General features: G+C 46.7%; 23 protein-coding genes. 20 read left to right on the top strand and 3 right to left on the bottom strand.

From position 1 onward, the window contains the following. Positions 1 to 62 precede the first annotated feature (62 nt). The 8 genes from coxB to EXW93_RS10600 all read left to right on the top strand — a co-directional run bounded on the left by coxB (position 63) and on the right by EXW93_RS10600 (position 6,359). Positions 63 to 1,094, top strand: a complete 1,032-nt coding sequence (gene coxB, locus EXW93_RS10635) for a cytochrome c oxidase subunit II (RefSeq protein ID WP_023468829.1) — start codon at positions 63 to 65, stop codon at positions 1,092 to 1,094. Positions 1,095 to 1,129: 35 nt separating this feature from the next. Beyond that, entirely contained in the window at positions 1,130 to 2,998 is a 1,869-nt protein-coding gene (gene ctaD, locus EXW93_RS10630; protein ID WP_029342162.1) for a cytochrome c oxidase subunit I, read from the top strand. 1 nt (position 2,999) lies between these two features. Then, the gene (locus EXW93_RS10625) at positions 3,000 to 3,629 is read left to right on the top strand and encodes a cytochrome c oxidase subunit 3 (RefSeq protein WP_023468827.1); all 630 of its coding nucleotides are present in this window, start codon (positions 3,000 to 3,002) and stop codon (positions 3,627 to 3,629) included. Between the two features lies 1 nt (position 3,630). Next, a complete protein-coding gene (locus EXW93_RS10620) occupies positions 3,631 to 3,960 on the top strand; it encodes a cytochrome C oxidase subunit IV family protein (protein WP_023468826.1) in 330 nt (109 codons plus the stop codon). A gap of 131 nt (positions 3,961 to 4,091) precedes the next feature. Then, entirely contained in the window at positions 4,092 to 4,997 is a 906-nt protein-coding gene (ctaG, locus tag EXW93_RS10615) for a cytochrome c oxidase assembly factor CtaG (protein ID WP_023468825.1), read from the top strand. Positions 4,998 to 5,015: 18 nt separating this feature from the next. Continuing rightward, a complete protein-coding gene (locus tag EXW93_RS10610) occupies positions 5,016 to 5,477 on the top strand; it encodes a DUF420 domain-containing protein (RefSeq protein ID WP_023468824.1) in 462 nt (153 codons plus the stop codon). Between the two features lie 12 nt (positions 5,478 to 5,489). Further along, positions 5,490 to 6,095: an SCO family protein gene (locus EXW93_RS10605; RefSeq protein ID WP_023468823.1), complete on the top strand. Its 606-nt coding sequence runs from the start codon at positions 5,490 to 5,492 to the stop codon at positions 6,093 to 6,095. A gap of 6 nt (positions 6,096 to 6,101) precedes the next feature. Further along, positions 6,102 to 6,359, top strand: a complete 258-nt coding sequence (locus tag EXW93_RS10600) for a hypothetical protein (protein ID WP_023468822.1) — start codon at positions 6,102 to 6,104, stop codon at positions 6,357 to 6,359. 146 nt (positions 6,360 to 6,505) lie between these two features. Here the strand turns inward: EXW93_RS10600 and EXW93_RS10595 are convergent, their stop codons facing one another. Both EXW93_RS10595 and EXW93_RS10590 read right to left on the bottom strand, forming a co-directional pair. Continuing rightward, the gene (locus EXW93_RS10595) at positions 6,506 to 6,856 is read right to left on the bottom strand and encodes a YugN family protein (protein ID WP_023468821.1); all 351 of its coding nucleotides are present in this window, start codon (positions 6,854 to 6,856) and stop codon (positions 6,506 to 6,508) included. A 110-nt stretch (positions 6,857 to 6,966) separates the two neighbouring features. Beyond that, positions 6,967 to 7,734, bottom strand: coding sequence for an ATP-grasp domain-containing protein (locus tag EXW93_RS10590; RefSeq protein ID WP_231681737.1), 768 nt, complete (start codon positions 7,732 to 7,734; stop codon positions 6,967 to 6,969). Positions 7,735 to 7,808: 74 nt separating this feature from the next. Between EXW93_RS10590 and EXW93_RS10585 the strand changes: the two genes are divergently transcribed. The 5 genes from EXW93_RS10585 to EXW93_RS10565 are packed head-to-tail and all read left to right on the top strand — an operon-like array spanning position 7,809 to position 10,672. Next, the gene (locus EXW93_RS10585) at positions 7,809 to 8,276 is read left to right on the top strand and encodes a YlbF/YmcA family competence regulator (RefSeq protein ID WP_217448912.1); all 468 of its coding nucleotides are present in this window, start codon (positions 7,809 to 7,811) and stop codon (positions 8,274 to 8,276) included. A 24-nt stretch (positions 8,277 to 8,300) separates the two neighbouring features. After that, complete coding sequence (locus tag EXW93_RS10580; RefSeq protein WP_023468818.1) at positions 8,301 to 8,558, top strand: YlbG family protein; 258 nt, start codon at positions 8,301 to 8,303, stop codon at positions 8,556 to 8,558. Positions 8,559 to 8,604: 46 nt separating this feature from the next. Next, positions 8,605 to 9,186: a 16S rRNA (guanine(966)-N(2))-methyltransferase RsmD gene (rsmD, locus tag EXW93_RS10575; RefSeq protein WP_074668417.1), complete on the top strand. Its 582-nt coding sequence runs from the start codon at positions 8,605 to 8,607 to the stop codon at positions 9,184 to 9,186. Further along, the gene (gene coaD / locus EXW93_RS10570) at positions 9,183 to 9,674 is read left to right on the top strand and encodes a pantetheine-phosphate adenylyltransferase (RefSeq protein WP_174316446.1); all 492 of its coding nucleotides are present in this window, start codon (positions 9,183 to 9,185) and stop codon (positions 9,672 to 9,674) included. The genes rsmD and coaD overlap by 4 nt, the downstream gene beginning before the upstream one ends. After that, complete coding sequence (locus EXW93_RS10565; RefSeq protein WP_174316445.1) at positions 9,674 to 10,672, top strand: SepM family pheromone-processing serine protease; 999 nt, start codon at positions 9,674 to 9,676, stop codon at positions 10,670 to 10,672. The genes coaD and EXW93_RS10565 overlap by 1 nt, the downstream gene beginning before the upstream one ends. Here EXW93_RS10565 and EXW93_RS10560 read toward each other — a convergent pair. Beyond that, positions 10,645 to 11,796, bottom strand: coding sequence for a tRNA(Met) cytidine acetate ligase (locus EXW93_RS10560; protein ID WP_174316444.1), 1,152 nt, complete (start codon positions 11,794 to 11,796; stop codon positions 10,645 to 10,647). The genes EXW93_RS10565 and EXW93_RS10560 overlap by 28 nt on opposite strands. 156 nt (positions 11,797 to 11,952) lie before the next feature. Here EXW93_RS10560 and EXW93_RS10555 point away from each other — a divergent pair, with 156 nt between their 5' ends. The 7 genes from EXW93_RS10555 (at position 11,953) to ftsL (ending at position 17,035) form a co-directional block, all read left to right on the top strand. Further along, complete coding sequence (locus EXW93_RS10555; protein WP_023468813.1) at positions 11,953 to 12,477, top strand: YceD family protein; 525 nt, start codon at positions 11,953 to 11,955, stop codon at positions 12,475 to 12,477. Positions 12,478 to 12,523: 46 nt separating this feature from the next. Beyond that, positions 12,524 to 12,697 (top strand): 50S ribosomal protein L32, encoded by a 174-nt coding sequence (gene rpmF / locus EXW93_RS10550; RefSeq protein WP_012370841.1) that lies wholly within the window; start codon positions 12,524 to 12,526, stop codon positions 12,695 to 12,697. An 83-nt stretch (positions 12,698 to 12,780) separates the two neighbouring features. Continuing rightward, positions 12,781 to 13,590: a ketopantoate reductase family protein gene (locus tag EXW93_RS10545; RefSeq protein WP_174316443.1), complete on the top strand. Its 810-nt coding sequence runs from the start codon at positions 12,781 to 12,783 to the stop codon at positions 13,588 to 13,590. After that, on the top strand, positions 13,587 to 13,943 hold the full coding sequence (locus EXW93_RS10540) for a DUF3397 domain-containing protein (RefSeq protein ID WP_023468811.1): 357 nt from the start codon (positions 13,587 to 13,589) through the stop codon (positions 13,941 to 13,943). Before EXW93_RS10545 ends, EXW93_RS10540 begins: the two co-directional genes overlap by 4 nt. A gap of 29 nt (positions 13,944 to 13,972) precedes the next feature. Further along, positions 13,973 to 15,535 carry a bacillithiol biosynthesis cysteine-adding enzyme BshC gene (bshC, locus tag EXW93_RS10535; RefSeq protein ID WP_174316442.1) on the top strand — a complete coding sequence of 521 codons (1,563 nt, stop codon included), beginning with the start codon at positions 13,973 to 13,975 and terminating at the stop codon, positions 15,533 to 15,535. A gap of 161 nt (positions 15,536 to 15,696) precedes the next feature. Continuing rightward, positions 15,697 to 16,635 carry a 16S rRNA (cytosine(1402)-N(4))-methyltransferase RsmH gene (gene rsmH, locus EXW93_RS10530; protein WP_035396712.1) on the top strand — a complete coding sequence of 313 codons (939 nt, stop codon included), beginning with the start codon at positions 15,697 to 15,699 and terminating at the stop codon, positions 16,633 to 16,635. Between the two features lie 13 nt (positions 16,636 to 16,648). Then, entirely contained in the window at positions 16,649 to 17,035 is a 387-nt protein-coding gene (ftsL, locus tag EXW93_RS10525; RefSeq protein ID WP_174316441.1) for a cell division protein FtsL, read from the top strand. Positions 17,036 to 17,039: the final 4 nt, after the last annotated feature.

Raw genomic sequence — 17,039 nt, 5'->3', positions numbered from 1 at the left:
CGATTTGACATAATTCACGTACACCATTACGAAAGACAAAATTGGGGACAAAGAAAGTGGGGATGGTTGTGAAAAAATCAGTAAAAATGCTCTTCCGGCTTCTTCCAATCGGCTTGATGGCACTCATGTTATCAGGTTGTGGAATTCCGGAATTGTCTGCGCTACAGCCTCGCGGAGAAGGCGCTGAGATGCAACTTGAGATCATCAAGCTTAGCTTGTGGGTCATGTTGTTCGTCCTTGCGATCGTAGCCGTCATTTATATTTACGTACTTATGAAATTCCGTCGTAAATCAGGTGATAACACGGTTCCGAAGCAAGTCGAAGGGAACCATACGCTTGAAATCATCTGGACAGTCATTCCGATTCTTCTTTTGATCGTTCTTGCAATTCCGACGATCAAAACAACGGTTGAACTCGCAGATGCAAAAGAAGCGAAGAAAAACGAACAAATCAACGTTACAGCAAACCTCTACTGGTGGGAGTTCGAATACCCAGACAAAGGTGTTTCGACAGGACAAGAACTTGTCATCCCAGTCGGTAAACGTGTTGCTGTTAACTTGACGTCTAAAGACGTCATTCACTCGTTCTGGGTACCAGCTCTTTCTGGTAAAACAGATACGAACCCAGGTCTTGAGAACGAAATGTGGTTACAAGCAAAAGAAGCAGGCACTTACTACGGTAAATGTGCCGAGTTGTGTGGTCCTTCTCACGCATTGATGGACTTCAAAGTCGTTGCACTTGAACAAGAGGACTACGACAACTGGTTGAAAGATATGAAAGCTGCGAAAGAAGCAGAGACGAAGCAGCTTGATAAAAAGAATGAAAAGAACTGGACGACTGGCGAGAAAGTCTATGCCCAGAACTGTCTCAGCTGTCATGGTGGCGGGAAAGTCGCACCTAGCTTGACGAACTTCGGTGATCGTCAACGTATCGCGGGTTACCTCGACCATGATAAAGAAAACCTCGAAAAATGGATTCGCGATCCTCAAAAAGAGAAACAAGGTACAAAAATGCCTGGATTCTCTGAAGATCAGATCAGCGATGAAGAATTGAGCGAATTGGCAGATTATCTATTGGACAAAAAGCTCCAATAATTTTTTAAGGGGGAATCATAGTGGGGACACATACTATGGGTATGCCGCAGAAAAAAAGCGGCATCATGGACTGGCTAACGACAGTCGACCATAAGAAAATCGGGATTCTCTACATCATGTCTGGATTGTTCTTCCTTCTAGTCGGTGGCGTAGAAGCCCTAATGATTCGTTTTCAATTGATTAAACCGATGAACGATTTCGTCAGCGGTGAACTCTTTAACCAATTGATCACGATGCACGGTACGACGATGATCTTCTTGGCAGCGATGCCGATGTTGATCGGATACATGAACGCAGCAGTACCGCTTCAAATCGGGGCACGTGACGTTGCGTTCCCATTCTTGAATGCACTTGGTTTCTGGTTGTTCTTCTTCGGTGGAGTCTTGTTGAACCTTTCTTGGTTCTTCGGCGCTGCACCGAACGCAGGGTGGACTGCATACGCACCACTCTCGACGGTACCTGAGTCTCTCGGTGTAGACTTCTACGCGTTGGGTCTTCAGATTTCTGGTTTCGGTACACTTATGGGGGGGATTAACTTCCTCGTTACGATTTTGAACATGCGTGCACCAGGTATGAAACTGATGCGGATGCCGCTCTTCACATGGACAGCATTCGTTGCTTCTGCCTTGATCGTTTTCGCATTCCCACCACTTACGGTTGGATTGTTCCTCTTGACGTTCGAGCGACTCTTCGGAGCGCATTTCTTCGACCCGGCAGCGGGCGGGAACATCGTCATCTGGGAACACCTCTTCTGGATCTTCGGTCACCCGGAAGTTTATATCTTGATCTTACCGGCCTTCGGTATTTTCTCTGAAATCATTCCTACATTTGCTCGTAAGCGTCTCTTCGGTTACACGACGATGGTCTTTGCGACGATGTTGATCGGTTTCCTCGGATTCATGGTATGGGTCCACCACATGTTCACAGTTGGTCTCGGTCCGGTCGCAAACGCGATCTTCGCCGTAGCAACGATGGCGATTGCTGTACCGACAGGGGTCAAGATCTTCAACTGGCTCTTTACGTTATGGGGCGGTAAGTTGACGTTCCCAGTCGCAATGCTTTACTCGGTCGCGTTCATTCCATCATTCCTTGTTGGTGGTATGACAGGGGTCATGCTTTCTGTTGCACCTGCCGATTACCAGTACCATGACAGTTACTTCGTAGTAGCTCACTTCCACTACGTTATCGTTGGTGGGGTTGTCTTTGGTCTCTTCGCAGGTCTTTACTACTGGTTCCCACTTATGTTCGGGAAACAGCTCAACGAATTCTGGGGAAAAATTCAATTCTGGTTGTTCTTCATCGGCTTCCACTTGACGTTCTTCCCGCAACATATTCTTGGTCTTACAGGTATGCCACGTCGTGTCTTCACGTACTTGCCAAACCAAGGCTGGGAAACAATGAACTTACTTTCATCAATCGGTGCAGCCTTCATGGGTGTGTCGACGATCGTTCTCGTCATTTCGATTGCAGCAGCATTGATGTCAAAAGAATATGTAAAACGCGACGTCTGGGGAGATGGACGTACACTTGAGTGGACACTTCCAGTTCCAACTCCAGAGTATAACTTCGCTCAAATCCCACTCGTCAAAGGTTTGGATACGTATTGGCTCGAAAAAATGGCAGGAAACAAAACAGTTTCTGTATCGGAAGAAGTCGGCGATATCCACATGCCGAATAACACGATCTTGCCATTCGTCATGTCAGTCGGTCTATTCCTTGCAGGTCTCGGATTTATTCTTCGCCTAGACTATGGAACTGTTGGTCTCGTCGTTGCCTTGATTGGTCTTGCGATGACATTGATCGCGATGTTCTTCCGTTCTTGGATTGACGATGAAGGATACTACATCCCGAAATCAGTCGTCGAAGAAGATCTACGCCTTGAAGCAGAAAAGGAGGCGAAGTAAGATGGGTCATCATTCAGTACCGAATAACCCGATCACCGGTATTCCGGATCATGTTGAAAAAGCGACACTTGAGGGTAAGAATAAATATGTAGCCTTCTGGTTCTTCCTTGGAGGAGAGACGACTTTGTTCGCCTCTCTCTTCGGGACATACATCGGTCTCCATAACTCCGGTGCAAAAGAAGGATTACGCAGTTATGACATCTTTGAAATGGGTCTCGTCTTCATCATGACGATGCTTCTCTTGACGAGTTCATTAACAAGCGTTCTTGCAATGATGGCAATGAAACGTAATGATGTGAAAAAGATGAAGCTTTGGCTCATCATCACATTGCTTCTCGGTCTTGGATTCTTAAGTGGTGAGATTTATGAGTTTAATCACTACTACCACATCGGTCATACGTTCACGTCGAGTGCATTTGGTTCTGCCTTCTACACTCTCGTCGGATTCCACGGTGCGCACGTCTTGTTCGGTCTTCTCTGGATCTCGACATTGCTCATCCGGAACTGGAACCGTGGCATCACGGTCGTGAATGCGCCGAAGTACTATGTTTCAAGTCTTTACTGGCACTTCATTGACGTCGTCTGGGTCTTTATCTTCTCAGTCGTCTACCTCATGGGGATGGTGAAATAAGATGGAAAAACACGAACCGCAACTTACGCGCAATCAAATCGAGCTTGAGATGAAAGCAGAACGTGGTCGTGAGACACAACTGCAACTCATCAGTTTCGCACTCATGATTTTCTTGACGCTCATCGCTTTCGGTGCTGTCATGGCTGATCTCATGCCGCACTGGGCAGCTGGTGGTTTCTTGATCATCATGGCAATCGTTCAGGTTTACCTGCAGCTTTACATGTTCATGCATATGAACAACAAAGGCAACACATGGATCAAAGTCATGATGGGTCTCGGTGTATTCGTCGCCTTGACGATCGTTGCGACGCTTCGTCTGTTGATCTGGTAAGAAATGTGACCATTCTGCTAACGTTTAGCAGGATGGTCTTTTATTTTGGAATCGTTTTATGAGAAACCTTTACAATGAAATAGGGGAACGGTAATCTTAGTTTGTAAGAGAAAGGAACGGGGTGAAAAAATATGTTAGGCAATTTAAGGGGAGCACTTTCGCAATTCGAATGGACTGTCTTATGGAGTCCGTATTATGCGTTGATACTCGTTGGATTGTATATCCTATATGCTGTCGTGACAGAAAAGTTGCGTCGTCCGGATGAGCCGGAAACAACGCTTGGGCAAAAGTTTTCGATGCTCGCGGCATTGATCGTTTTTTACATCGGTTTTGGAAGTCCGTTAGACCTGCTAGCACATATCACGTTCTCAGCACACATGCTGCAGATGGTATTCGTCTATATGGTCGCACCGCCGCTCTTGTTGATTGCGATACCAGAGTGGCTTTATAAGCGCTTGTTCGATACACCGTATCTTGGTAGGATTCTTCGCTTCTTCATCAAGCCGCTGATTGCACTTGTCGTCTTTAATGCCTTGTTTACGTTCTATCACATGCCATTTATTTTTGATTATGTCTTGACGAACTATACCGTTCACCGTCTGTTCCACGGAACATTGATTTTCTTGAGTATGACGATGTGGTATCCGATCATTGCACCGGTCAATGAGGCGGACAGCCTTTCTGACCTGAAGAAGATGGTCTACATCGTAGCGAATGGTGTGTTGTTGACACCAGCCTGTGCCTTCATGATCTTCAGTCAAAGTTTTCAGTATCAAGCGTATCAGGATCCGGCGACATTCGCGAAAGTACTCGCTTACTGTATGCCGAACAATGATTTAAGCGGATTGAACCTGGAACGATTGCTCGGAACGACAGATGACTTATTAGAGGACCAACGCTTTGGTGGTGTCCTCATGAAGCTCGGTCAAGAACTCGTGTATGGTCTATTCTTCGGACTGACCTTCTTTACATGGGTGCGCCGTTCAAAAAGTACTGCCGTGGATGAAGGCATGTCCTTCACACCAAAAGCGGATTAAATTGGAGGAAGTTGGAACATGAGTTATTTGCCGTTGATTTGTGTGTCGCTGATTGTCATCAGTGCGATTTTCGTAGCGATTGGCTGGTTTTTGATCGCCCAAACGCGTCGTAACATGAAAGCTCACCAAACCGTGATGACGATTGCAGCTGCACTCGCTTTATTATTCTTCATCATGTATGCCTTGCGGACGATTCTGCTCGGTAACACAGCCTTTGGCGGTCCAGAGTCCGTCAAAGCCTACTACACAGGATTCTTGATCTTCCACATTCTTCTTGCGACATCTGGTGGGGTGCTCGGTTTGATGGCACTCTATCACGCGTATAAGAAGAACTTTGCACGTCACCGTAAAATCGGACCGGTTGCCTCAATCGTTTGGTTTTTGACAGCCATTACTGGTGTGATCGTGTATTGCTTACTATATGTCGTCTACGATCCGGGTGAGACGACGAACGTATTCCGGGCGATCTGGAGTCATTAAGGGGGAGCCAACTTGAAAAAGAATAGTTACTTGACGGTCGCTGCCGTCGTCCTTATCTTAGTTGCGGCAGCCGGGGGATATTATTATTTCTTCATGAAAGAAAAGTTACCTGTCATCGCTGAACCGACACCATTTGAATTAACGAATGCCGTAGACGGAAAATCATTCAATTCGGAAGACGGAAAAGTCAAAGTGTTGACGTTCTTCTACTCGAACTGTCCTGATATTTGTCCGTTGACGTTAAATGATTACCGTAAGCTTGAGAAGAAGCTTCGGAGCGAAGAATTGTACGGAAGTGACGTCGAACTCGTCGCAGTGACGGTTGATCCAAAAGTGGATACACCGAAAGTCTTGAAAAAGTATGCTTCGAACTTTGAAGCAGATGCCAAAGGGTGGAGAGTATTGACGGGAGATCCAGTCGTCATCGATCGTTTGACACGTCAGTTGAATTTCTATTACTCGAAGGCTGAGAGCGGCTTGGTGACACACGGAACACAAATGTTCATTTTGGACCGTGAGAATAAAGTACGGGCGATTTCGTCTATGGCGAAGACACCGGATGAACCGGTCGACTTAGAAGAGGTCATGTCTTCGGTCACACAATTAGCAAAGGAGTGAAGGTAGATGACTTATGAAGAGTACATGCAAGGAGATGTTACCGTCTCTATTCAAGCCATCGAGGAATTACTTGCTTGTGCGATCGAGGATTATGGAATCCATCACTCCCGGATCAAACGGATGGACCGGGAAGAGATTGCATTTAGCGTAAAGGTCAATGCACCGGCAACGTCACTTCACGCACTTTATCTTCATGTACGCGAGCAGCTTGGGATTCAGCTCGGAGACGATGTCGTATCTTATGTACAATTCGTCGCGCGTTAAAAGCGATTTCGCGTGTATTAAAGAATAACAATCAGGTGGACAGAACAGCTAATGATTTCGTGGATGATGCGAGGTCGTTAGCTTTTTTGTTTGGCATGAAAAACAAAAAAATAGAGGCTCCTCATTGGAACCTCTACGTGTGGATCTTATTTTTCGAGTGTTTCGAGCAATGCTGCTAAACGACGTTCGCAGTCTTTGACGATTTCCGGAGGGAACGTCTCATCATACTCGACACCGTGTGGATAGTAGTGTTTACCGAGAAGTGGTGTCATCATACGAACGACAGCATGGCGGTCTTCAATCTCGCCTTGGATCGCGTAGACAGGAACACGCAGGTAGAATACTTCACCTGTTGATTGTTTTTCATATTTCATGTCGTACATCGCGCGTTCGTAATCCCACTGTCCTTCACGAACGAAGCGGTGATGTTCCATGATTGTTTCGAGAAGACCGAACTTCAGTTCCTTGCCTTCGATGCCATATTGTTCAAACTTCATGTTTGAATCCCCCTATACCCCAGTTTGCTAGTAGATACTAGTCTTTCCAAACTATCATACCATAATGAATGAAACGATGACGTAAAAGATGTGAAGTCATTTTGAAGAATTCATGAACTTCCATATTTTCGTTCGACATATTCAAGAATCGTATCCGGTGCGTGGATACCAAGATGATTCAGTCCTTCTCCACCGAAGAAGACATTGAACTCAAGAACGTACCACTGTCCGTCACGGATGATGAGATCAAAACCGGCGTGATCGATATCGAGCTGTTTCGCGAGAGCGAGCACGAAGTCGATCGCTCCTTGTGGCACATCATCAAAATCAAGGACACCGCCTTGAGCGACGTTATTTAAGAACTGAGCACCACCGACGCGCCAGTACGCAGCAAGGACTTGATCGCCGACGACGACGACACGTAAGTCCTTCTCATTCGGAATGTACTCCTGAATGTAGAACGTCTCGTGTGTATCCGTGTATTTCTTCCAGTCTGTTTCATTTTTGATGAGATGGACACCTTGTCCCATGGAGCTACGGACTGTCTTCGCAACGAACGGAAACGAAAATTCACGTAAGACACGTTCGACGGTGAATTCATTTTTTCCATAGATGCCGGTTCGAGGGATGTTATCCGGAATGACGGTTTGAAAAATCCGCGTCATCTCGATCTTGTCATGACCTAAGTGGAACGTAGCAGCCGACGGGAAAATCGGTTTTTTCATTCCGTAGATGATTGAGTGGATTTGCCAGTATTCCGGGAACAGGACGACATCCGCCTGTTCGATTTTTTTCAAGGAATCAAAGTGATAATCTGATTTGGCATGTTCCGTCTTGATTCCAATCGTCCGGAACATATTAAAAGAGAGCAGTTGCATAAAGTTCATTCCTTCCTTCTGAACAAATTATACACAATTCAACAGGCTAGGAGGGAGAGAAATGTTATGATAAGATGGTAAAGCTAAGGAGGAGATTCGTTGTGATATATACCGATAAGACGATTGACCTCATCAACGCAGCGGAAGACCTCATTCGATCTCTCGCTCAAAGTGAAACGGGGCAAGCATATAGATGTGCGAAACAAGCACAGCAAGAGTCAACAGAGGCACAGGCTGTCATTCGCGATTTTCATCAAGTCAAGGAGGACTACGAACTCGTACAGCGATTCGGACGGTATCATCCTGACTATCAGACGATCACGAAAAGGGTCCATGAAGTCAAACGGCGACTTGATTTACAAGAGGAAGTCGCGCAGTTTAAAAAGGCGGAAAAACAACTCGAGACGTTACTCGGACAAATCAGTCTGAAGCTCGCTGGAGAAGTATCACCGCAAATTAAAGTACCGACGGGAAATCCTTTCTTCGATCAAGGATGCGCTGGAGGTTGTTCGACCGGTGGCAGCTGTAGCTGTAGCGGATAACGAAGGTGAAGGGGGTAGGCTGGCGTGATCAAGGAACGAGTGGGACTCATCGTCTATGTCAATGCGATGAAAGCATCCCGTCAATTACGCCGTTACGGGAACGTCTACTTTACGTCTAAACGTGAACGATACGTTCATCTGTATGTCGATTTAGATCAGCATGAACAGGTGATGGAAGTCATTTCGACTCTCCCGTTCGTCGAATCGATCAAACGTTCAGAACGACCGTTCATCACGGAGACGTTCGCGAACAAAAAAGGTAAAATGCCAGAAGAAGCATAATCCATGGAGCGATGAGGACATCCTCGTCGCTTCTTTGTTGAAAGGAATGAAGGAAATGCGAGTCATTTCAGGGGAACGGAAAGGTACACGATTAAAAGCAGTGCCAGGGGATCAAACACGACCGACGACGGATAAGGTAAAAGAATCCTTATTCAACGTCATCGGTCCTTATTTCAACGGAGGACGAGCACTGGATCTGTTTGCGGGGAGCGGTGGTCTTGGGATTGAATCTCTTTCAAGAGGATGCGATGAGGCGGTGTTCGTCGACCAACACCATAAAGCGATCCAAACGATCCAAGATAATTTACGAACGACGCGCTATACGGACCAAGCACGTGTTTTAAAAAAAGATGTAGCGATCGCTTTAACGGAACTCGCATCTGAAGAGCCGTTTAAGTTGATTTATCTAGACCCTCCCTATGCAAAAGAGCGATTGACGGAACATGTCACGTACATAGAGCAACACAATATGTTGACGGACAATGGTGTCATCGTCTGTGAACATGACTCAGCGGTTGAATTACCGGACCAGATCGGACGACTAGAAGTCGTGCGTCGACTTCGTTATTCCGCTGTCATCTCGATTACATTGTACGAATTCATGGAAGCGGAGGAAGACCACGAATGAAACGAATCGCCATTTGCCCAGGTAGCTTTGATCCGATCACGAACGGACATTTAGACATCATCGAGCGTGCCGTTCCGATTTTTGATGAGATCATCATTGCCGTACTGAATAATTCTTCGAAGCAACCACTCTTTTCTGTCCAGGAACGGATGGAGTTAATTGCCGATGTGACATCGCACCTACCTCAAATCAAGGTGGATTCCTTTAATGGTCTACTGGTCGATTATGCGGCGGAAGTTGGAGCAACCGCGATCGTACGCGGTTTACGAGCAGTTTCGGATTTTGAATACGAAATGCAAGTCGCTTCTATCAACAAGAAGATGAACGATCAAATCGAGACACTATTCATGATGACGAATAATCAGTATTCCTTCTTGAGTTCTTCGATCGTCAAGGAAGCTGCCAAATATGGTGCTTCCGTTGCCGATCTCGTACCGCCTTCCGTCGAAGAGGCGCTACGTCAGAAATATGCGAAAGGAGAACTGTGATGAAAGCTTGGAAACCTGCCTTAGCAGCGATCATCGCTGCCTTGATCGTATTTTTCTTACCACTTCCTTATTTCATCTCCTATCCGGGTGACGCGACGTCGACGGAAGATTTGATTGAAGTATCTGGAGGCGACAAGGAACCGGGAGATTTGATGATGCTGACGATCGCACAACGTCGGGCAACGCCTTACTTTCTCATTGAAAGCTTATTTCTACCGTTCTCCGAAACATCGAGTGTAAGTGATTATCTGTACGACGGCGAGTCGGACGCGCAGTATGAAACGCGTCAGAAGCTGTATATGGAAGAAGCACAACATAACGCAACAATCGAAGCGTATGAATTAGCGGATCAAAAGGTCGATGTCGATTTCGAAGGGGTCTACGTCTCCGGCGTCATTCCCGGTGGTCCAGCCGAAGGGAAACTGAAGGCAGGGGATCGGATTACAAGTGTTGACGGAAAACCGATTACGTCATTTGAAGGTTTCATGAAGACGATTCAAGCAAAAAAAGCCAAAACAGCTGTTCCGATTCAGTTCACGCGTAAATCGGAAGACAAGAAGACGACGATTCGAGTGGATCAGTTATCTAAAGAGGTCAAGCGAGTCGGGCTCGGCATTTACGAACCGCTCCCGATCTCGAACGTGAAGACGGATCCTGAGATCGAGTTTCAGGTCGACGACGTCGGGGGACCTTCTGCAGGAATGATGTTCACTCTTGAAATCTATGATCAATTGACGCCGGGAGATTTGGCGAAAGGGCATAAAATCGCCGGCACAGGAACCATTGAAGAAGGTGGCAAGGTGGGACCAATCGGTGGAGCGTGGCAAAAGGTGGTCGCTGCAGACGAGGCAGAAGCAGAAATCATGTTCGTGCCAGCAGGAGAGAACTACAAAGAAGCAAAACCATCCATCAAAAAACTCGGAACGAACATGAAGCTCGTTCCGATCAAGACAGTCGAAGATGCGATTGATTATTTAGAAGAACTTCCAGCGAAATAAGGAAAGCGACGGTGTTCAAGCAACGCGTCGTAGCGAGCCAAGGGCAGTGCATATGCAGCTGTCACTTGGCTTTCTTTCGTTAGCCAAGGATGACTCGTGAAGGTGCTGAATACGGCAGTCCGCCTTTTGATGGTTTTGAGTGCCTGTCGTCCTCGTTCTGAAAAGGCGAGGGGACGAACGAAATCAACATGGTCGTAATCGATCCGTGCGACCTCCTCTGCCGTCGTTGAGGTCAATAGATAGATCAAGGCACGCTGCAGGCTCGTCCGCGTATAACGGCGTGTTTTGACGTAATTCAGAAAGGTGTCGAACGTCGTTGCTTGTTTCGCCCCTTCGATGAGTCGTGGTGCTAACGAAGCGTCGATTCCAGCGATTCGCATCAACTCGGGTACTGGAGTCGTTAGTAGACGTTGTCGAATCCATGGATAATAATGCGAGAAGTTGGCGAAAGAGGCACTTGCTAAGACGTCTTCAGTCTGTTCAGGAAGTGCAAGCAGCTGACCGTGTGTCTGATGATGGGCGCGTATCGCGGTGGCGCTCATGATATCCCCGGTGGATAAGTCGTGGTAGCCACTTCCAATCCGTTTCGTCGTGTGGAGCGATAGGGTATTTGCGGCGCGAGCGTAATAATAGCCAAGCGTATTGTTCGGTTGTGTCAAATCAAGCGTCTGTGAGACGCTCCTGAATGCTTGACTGGCGGCGTGAGCAGAAGAGAGGCCCGCTGATAATCCATCGTGTAACGCTTGCTTGTATGCAGGTGTCTCTTCGATCTGTTCCGCTGCCGCATGCAGAAAAGGTTCGATGTCTCCACACTCGCTTCCAAACGAAAGCGACTGACAGCCGATTGTCTCGGCAATCGTCACACCACCGAGTGCAAAGCGATCAGCACGCTGGACAGCAAAATAGAAGGGAAGTTCAAGAACGAGATCGATGGCACCGCTCGCGACGGCTGCCTGAGCACGTGTCCATTTATCCGTAAAGGCGGGCTCACCACGCTGCATGAACGTCCCGCTCATGATGGCGACGATGACGTCGGCATCCGTTTCCCGTCGTGCTGTTGTCGCTTGATAATAGTGTCCGTTATGAAACGGATTGTACTCTGAAATGATAGCTGTCATCCTCATGAAAACTTTCTCCTTTGCAAACCGAATTAAGTGCGGTAATATGGATAAAGACGTCCAAAAGTGTTCGTTCTCTAGCGATTTCAGTGTAAAGAAAAAACATTGACAAAACAAGATGTCCTCTCTATAATTCATATTGTTGCAATTGAGGTGATTCGGATGAAATGGTCCCTGATGCAATTGAATAAATTGCGCAATCTGGGTCAACTTCAGGTTAACGAGACGATCGAGCTCAATGAGCTAGTCGCCCTCCATCCGGATATCCGGGCGGTGCAACCTGTGCACGTTCGTGCAAATGCATCGTTTACATCGAATCAATTAATATTCAATCTTCGGATTACCGGCGAAATGACGCTTCCGGATGCCCGGACGCTAAATGACGTCGCTTATCCATTCGAGATTGAATCCATCGAGCCATTCCTGCTCGAGGTCGATGCTGTTTCGAACGAAGCAGATGACATCAACGTGCCGATCGGGAATACGGTCGATCTTCGACCGCTCGTGCAAGAATTGATTTTACTTCATGTGCCAGTGCAAGTGCATGGGGATGATGAAGAGAATCAGTTGGTTGAGGGGGAAGGCTGGACGATTCTTTCTGAAGAAGATCCAGAGGAAACCGAACCAAAAATCGATCCGCGACTCGCGGGTCTCGCTCAGTTCTTTAAAAAAGATCAGGATTCCTGATTTCTGAAGTAAAGGCGAGTGTATTTTTTCAAGGAGGTGGACAACGATGGCAGTACCATTCCGCAGAACGTCGAAAACACGCAAACGTCTTCGCCGTACTCATTTCAAACTCCGTGTACCAGGTATGGTCGAGTGCCCAAACTGTGGTGAAATGAAACTTTCACACCGCGTTTGTAAAGCATGTGGCTCGTACAAAGGTAAAGAAATCGTCAGCAAATAAGCTGATTGATCGGTATAAAAGCGACCTTCGAATCGAGAAATCGGTTTTAAGGTCGCTTTTTTCATGAAAGGGGATAGGAATAGATGAATGTTGGAATCATTGGCGCGGGTGCCATCGGGTTATTGCTTGCCTCTTATTTATCGGAAGATCATGCAGTCACGCTTTATGTGCGACAAGAACAAGATGAGGAACGACCAATCATTCGCGATGGACAAGCGAGTCGTCTCGTACGGATCCGGAAGATTGATCGGCTCGAGTCAGAAGACTTGGTGTTTGTCGCGACAAAGTCGTATGATATAAAAAGTGTGATTCCATTCCTTAAACGGCTGACGTGTCCCGTCATGTTCCTGCAAAATGGAATGGATCATTTGAAATGGAAAGAGCAATTGCCGCATGTCTTATTTGGTGTCGTCGAACATGGTGCCATGCGCACTGCACCGTTTGAAGTCCAGCATACTGGAAAAGGACGCATCCGCTACGGAAATCAAGAGGTAGTGAACTTGTCGTCAAAGCAGCTGTGCTTTGAACTTGAGTCAGATATGGAAGCCGTTTTATTGACGAAGCTGTTCATCAACGTCGTCATCAATCCAGTGACGGCTTATTACGGTGTTGAGAATGGATCCTTATTAGAGATGCCTTATCGAGAAGAAGCCCGTCAATTATTTGACGAAATGCGGACGATTTTCCCGCACCATGACATTACTTATTCCGAAATCGAGCGGATCATGAAGAATACGAGCAAAAATCGTTCTTCCATGTTACGAGATCTTGAGTATGGACGACGAACGGAAGTAGAACCGATACTTGGATACGTATTACGTCAGGCGACGACTGCGACGCCACGTTTATCTTTTTATTATGAACAGATCAAACAGAGGGAGGGTCCGCAGTGACAGTCTTCATCATTTTTCCTTTATTCAGCCTGATTGCGTTGTATCTCGTCTTTCTACTTCTATTTCGGAAACATGGGAAGGCCGTTCGATTTGCACTCGACTTTGGAACATTCATCGTTCTGTATGCGATTCATGTTGCATTGATTGCCTTGACCGGAACAAATTACTTAGGGTGGATCGTCATCGTCGTGTTGTTGGTGTTTGCGTTGAATGCACTCTGGCAACGAATTCGTCAACTTGATGTTGATTTGAGACAAATGATTCGCCACAGTTGGCGGATCATCATCTTGCTGGCATTACCCGTCCATTTCATACTGTTCGTACTCGGTATTCGTCAACTGTTCATCAGCTGACCAGTTAGGTAAGAAAGAAGGGATTTTGTTTGAAGGTACAACCATTTGAAGCCTTATACGATGATAACTCGTTGATGCATCGTGCTTCACGAGAAGAATTCTTAACATATGTCGACCACCTTGGAGAGAGTGGTTTAGCGTCGAGGAGCCGTTTGCTTGAAGAACGTCACTATCCGCATCTTGCGGCACTGACAGACGAACTCGAACGCCAAAATCCGAACATGACGGAGCGTTTGCGGGAACGTGTCGCGAAGCTTCGTACGGGTGAAGCTCAAGTTGTCATTACAGGGCAACAAACGGGTATCTTTGGCGGACCATTATATGCCATCTATAAATTGTTGACCTGTCTTAAGGTCGCGAAGCAGGCGGAAACGACACTTGGGCGACCTGTCGTTCCGATTTTTTGGCTCGCGACCGAAGATCACGATTTTGATGAGATTAACCATGTTTACGTTCCGACAGCGGATTATCAAACGCGTAAAATCGCTGTCACACCTTCAGAATCGATTGCCCACTCGGTCAGTCGGCTCTCTTTTGATCAAGCAGCACTTCTTGAAATCATCGAAGAGGCATTCCGAGCAATGCCAGAAACGGTTCATACGAAACAATTAGTTGCGCGCCTGAAGCAACTCGTTGAAGCGTGTACATCGTATGGGATGTTTTTCTCACAATTGATCGGTGAATTGATCGATTTTGATGTCGTCTTCTTTGATGCGGATACACATTCTGTCCGTGAACTCGAGATTCCGTTCTTTGAACGGTTGATTCAAGACAATGCGGAATTTAGACGAGCATTGACGGATGGTATTTCACAGACGCAAGAGTTACCGGATACATTCTTGAACGAGGAAGCGGCGCATCTTTTCGTCGATGATCACGGTCGTCAGTTGCTGTATCCGACAGTAGACGGATTCGAGACAAAACAAGGAAAGCAATATACGGAGCTTGAATTGATCGCGTTGCTGTACGCCAGTCCGGAACGTTTCTCCAACAGTGTCGTCACACGTCCATTGATGCAGGATTACCTGTTCCCGACGCTTGCCTATATCGGGGGTCCGGGGGAGTTAGCATACTGGACACGCTTACGACCGCTCTTTCATCACCTGAATTGGACGATGCCGTTATTGATTCCCCGCATGGGTGGGTTACTCGTGCGCCGTAGCGATGAAAAGCGTCTTGCTAAACTTGAGGTGTCGCTCGAAGAAATCGTCCGATCAGGCGTACCGATTCCGCTCTATTCAGAAGAGAAGATGACAGGACGTATGCAGACGGCAGCGATGCTAAAAGACAGTTTCGTCTCGGAATTCCTCTCGCTCGAACAGAATCTACTGCGGACATCGAGTAAGAGTGAGAAGGTCAAGAAACAGCTCGATCAAGCAATTGCTAGTCTACTGGCAGAAGATCGACGTCAGTTTGACCGACAGACACGGCAATATAAAGAGACGGCTTATCATCTTCTTCCTGATGGAGCGCCACAAGAGCGGATTCATTCTGTCCTCCCGTGGTTGAATCACCATGGTCTTGATTTTGTTCGGGACTTAAGAACAGCCTATGAAGCGAATACGAGTGATCAACTGAAGATTTTCCTTTAAACCTGCTGAAACTAGCAGGTTTTTTTAGTTTTTTAGCGAAAATTACACAAAAGTTAAATAAATCAAGGAAACTGTCTCATTTTCGTAACGTTTTCACGAGAGAATGTGATACATTGAAAAAGAGTAACGTCCTTCAAGGACAGTGAAAGGTGAGGCAGGACATGTTTGAGCATGAAACAGTATTGAAATGGGAGTCGATTGAAGGACTCGCGATTAAACCCGACGGTATTTACGTCGATTGTACATTAGGTGGAGCAGGACACAGCGAAGAGATCGTCAAGCAACTGACGACAGGTCATCTGTACGCATTTGATCAAGATGATGTCGCCCTCGCTCATGCAGCAGAACGTCTCGCGGCGTATGAAGGTCGCTTTACTTTAATAAAGAGTAATTTTGCTTATCTGAAAGAGCAGTTAGCAGCACATGGCGTCGAGAAAGTGGACGGCATCCTATTCGATCTCGGTGTCTCTTCACCACAATTAGACGAAGGGGAACGGGGATTTAGTTACAATCACGACGCACGTCTCGACATGCGCATGGATCAATCTTCTCCACTTTCTGCCTACGAAGTCGTCAATGAGTGGTCGTACAATGATCTCGTACGTATCTTCTTTACATACGGGGAAGAGAAATTCTCGAAACAGATTGCGCGTAAAATCGAAAAAGCGCGGGAAGAGCGACCGATCGAGACGACATTTGAACTCGTCGAATTGATCAAGGATGCGATTCCGGCACCAGCACGACGTAAAGGTGGTCACCCTGCGAAACGGACTTTCCAAGCAATCCGGATCGCTGTCAATGATGAACTGAACGTCTTTGATCGTGCGGTACACCAAGCCATTGATTTATTACGGGTCGGTGGACGTCTATGTGTCATTACGTTCCATTCACTTGAAGATCGCATGTGTAAACAAGCAATCAAAGAAAAATCATCACTACCCGAGCTTCCACCGGGGTTACCGATGATTCCAGTCGAAATGGAGCCGGAACTCCGACTCGTCACACGCAAGCCGATTACGGCGGGTGTTGAAGAGCTCGATGATAACCGTCGCGCCCGATCGGCAAAATTACGAGTTGCTGAAAAAATGAAAGAAACTTGAGAGGAGCATTCCAATGGCAGAACCACTTCGTAAATCGGTCCAAACGGTTCAATCCGTTCGTCAACAACCTGTTCAGGAACCACGAAAGACGGAAGATATCGCGCGTCGCGTCGCCGTCCGTCCGAAGTATCGCTTGTATCCCTTTGAAAAATTCTTATACAGTGCGATGATTGGTGGTCTTGTGTTATTTGGGAGTTTGACGATCAGTACGCATAACGAAGCGTATAATGTGAGCCGTGATTTAGCGAAAGAGAACCAAGTCACACAATCACTCAAAAAAGAAAACGAACGTTTACAACTAGAGGTCACGAACTTAAGCTCTCCGGAACGGATTTATAAGATTGCAAAAGAACAGGGTCTTGATATGCGTAAAGGGAACATCAAGGTGATTCCTAAATGAATCC

The organism is Exiguobacterium sp. JMULE1 (assembly GCF_013337175.1).
GTDB lineage: Bacteria > Bacillota > Bacilli > Exiguobacteriales > Exiguobacteriaceae > Exiguobacterium_A > Exiguobacterium_A indicum.
The sequence above is the reverse complement of the archived record's forward strand: the minus strand, read 5'-3'. Positions and strand labels throughout refer to the sequence as shown.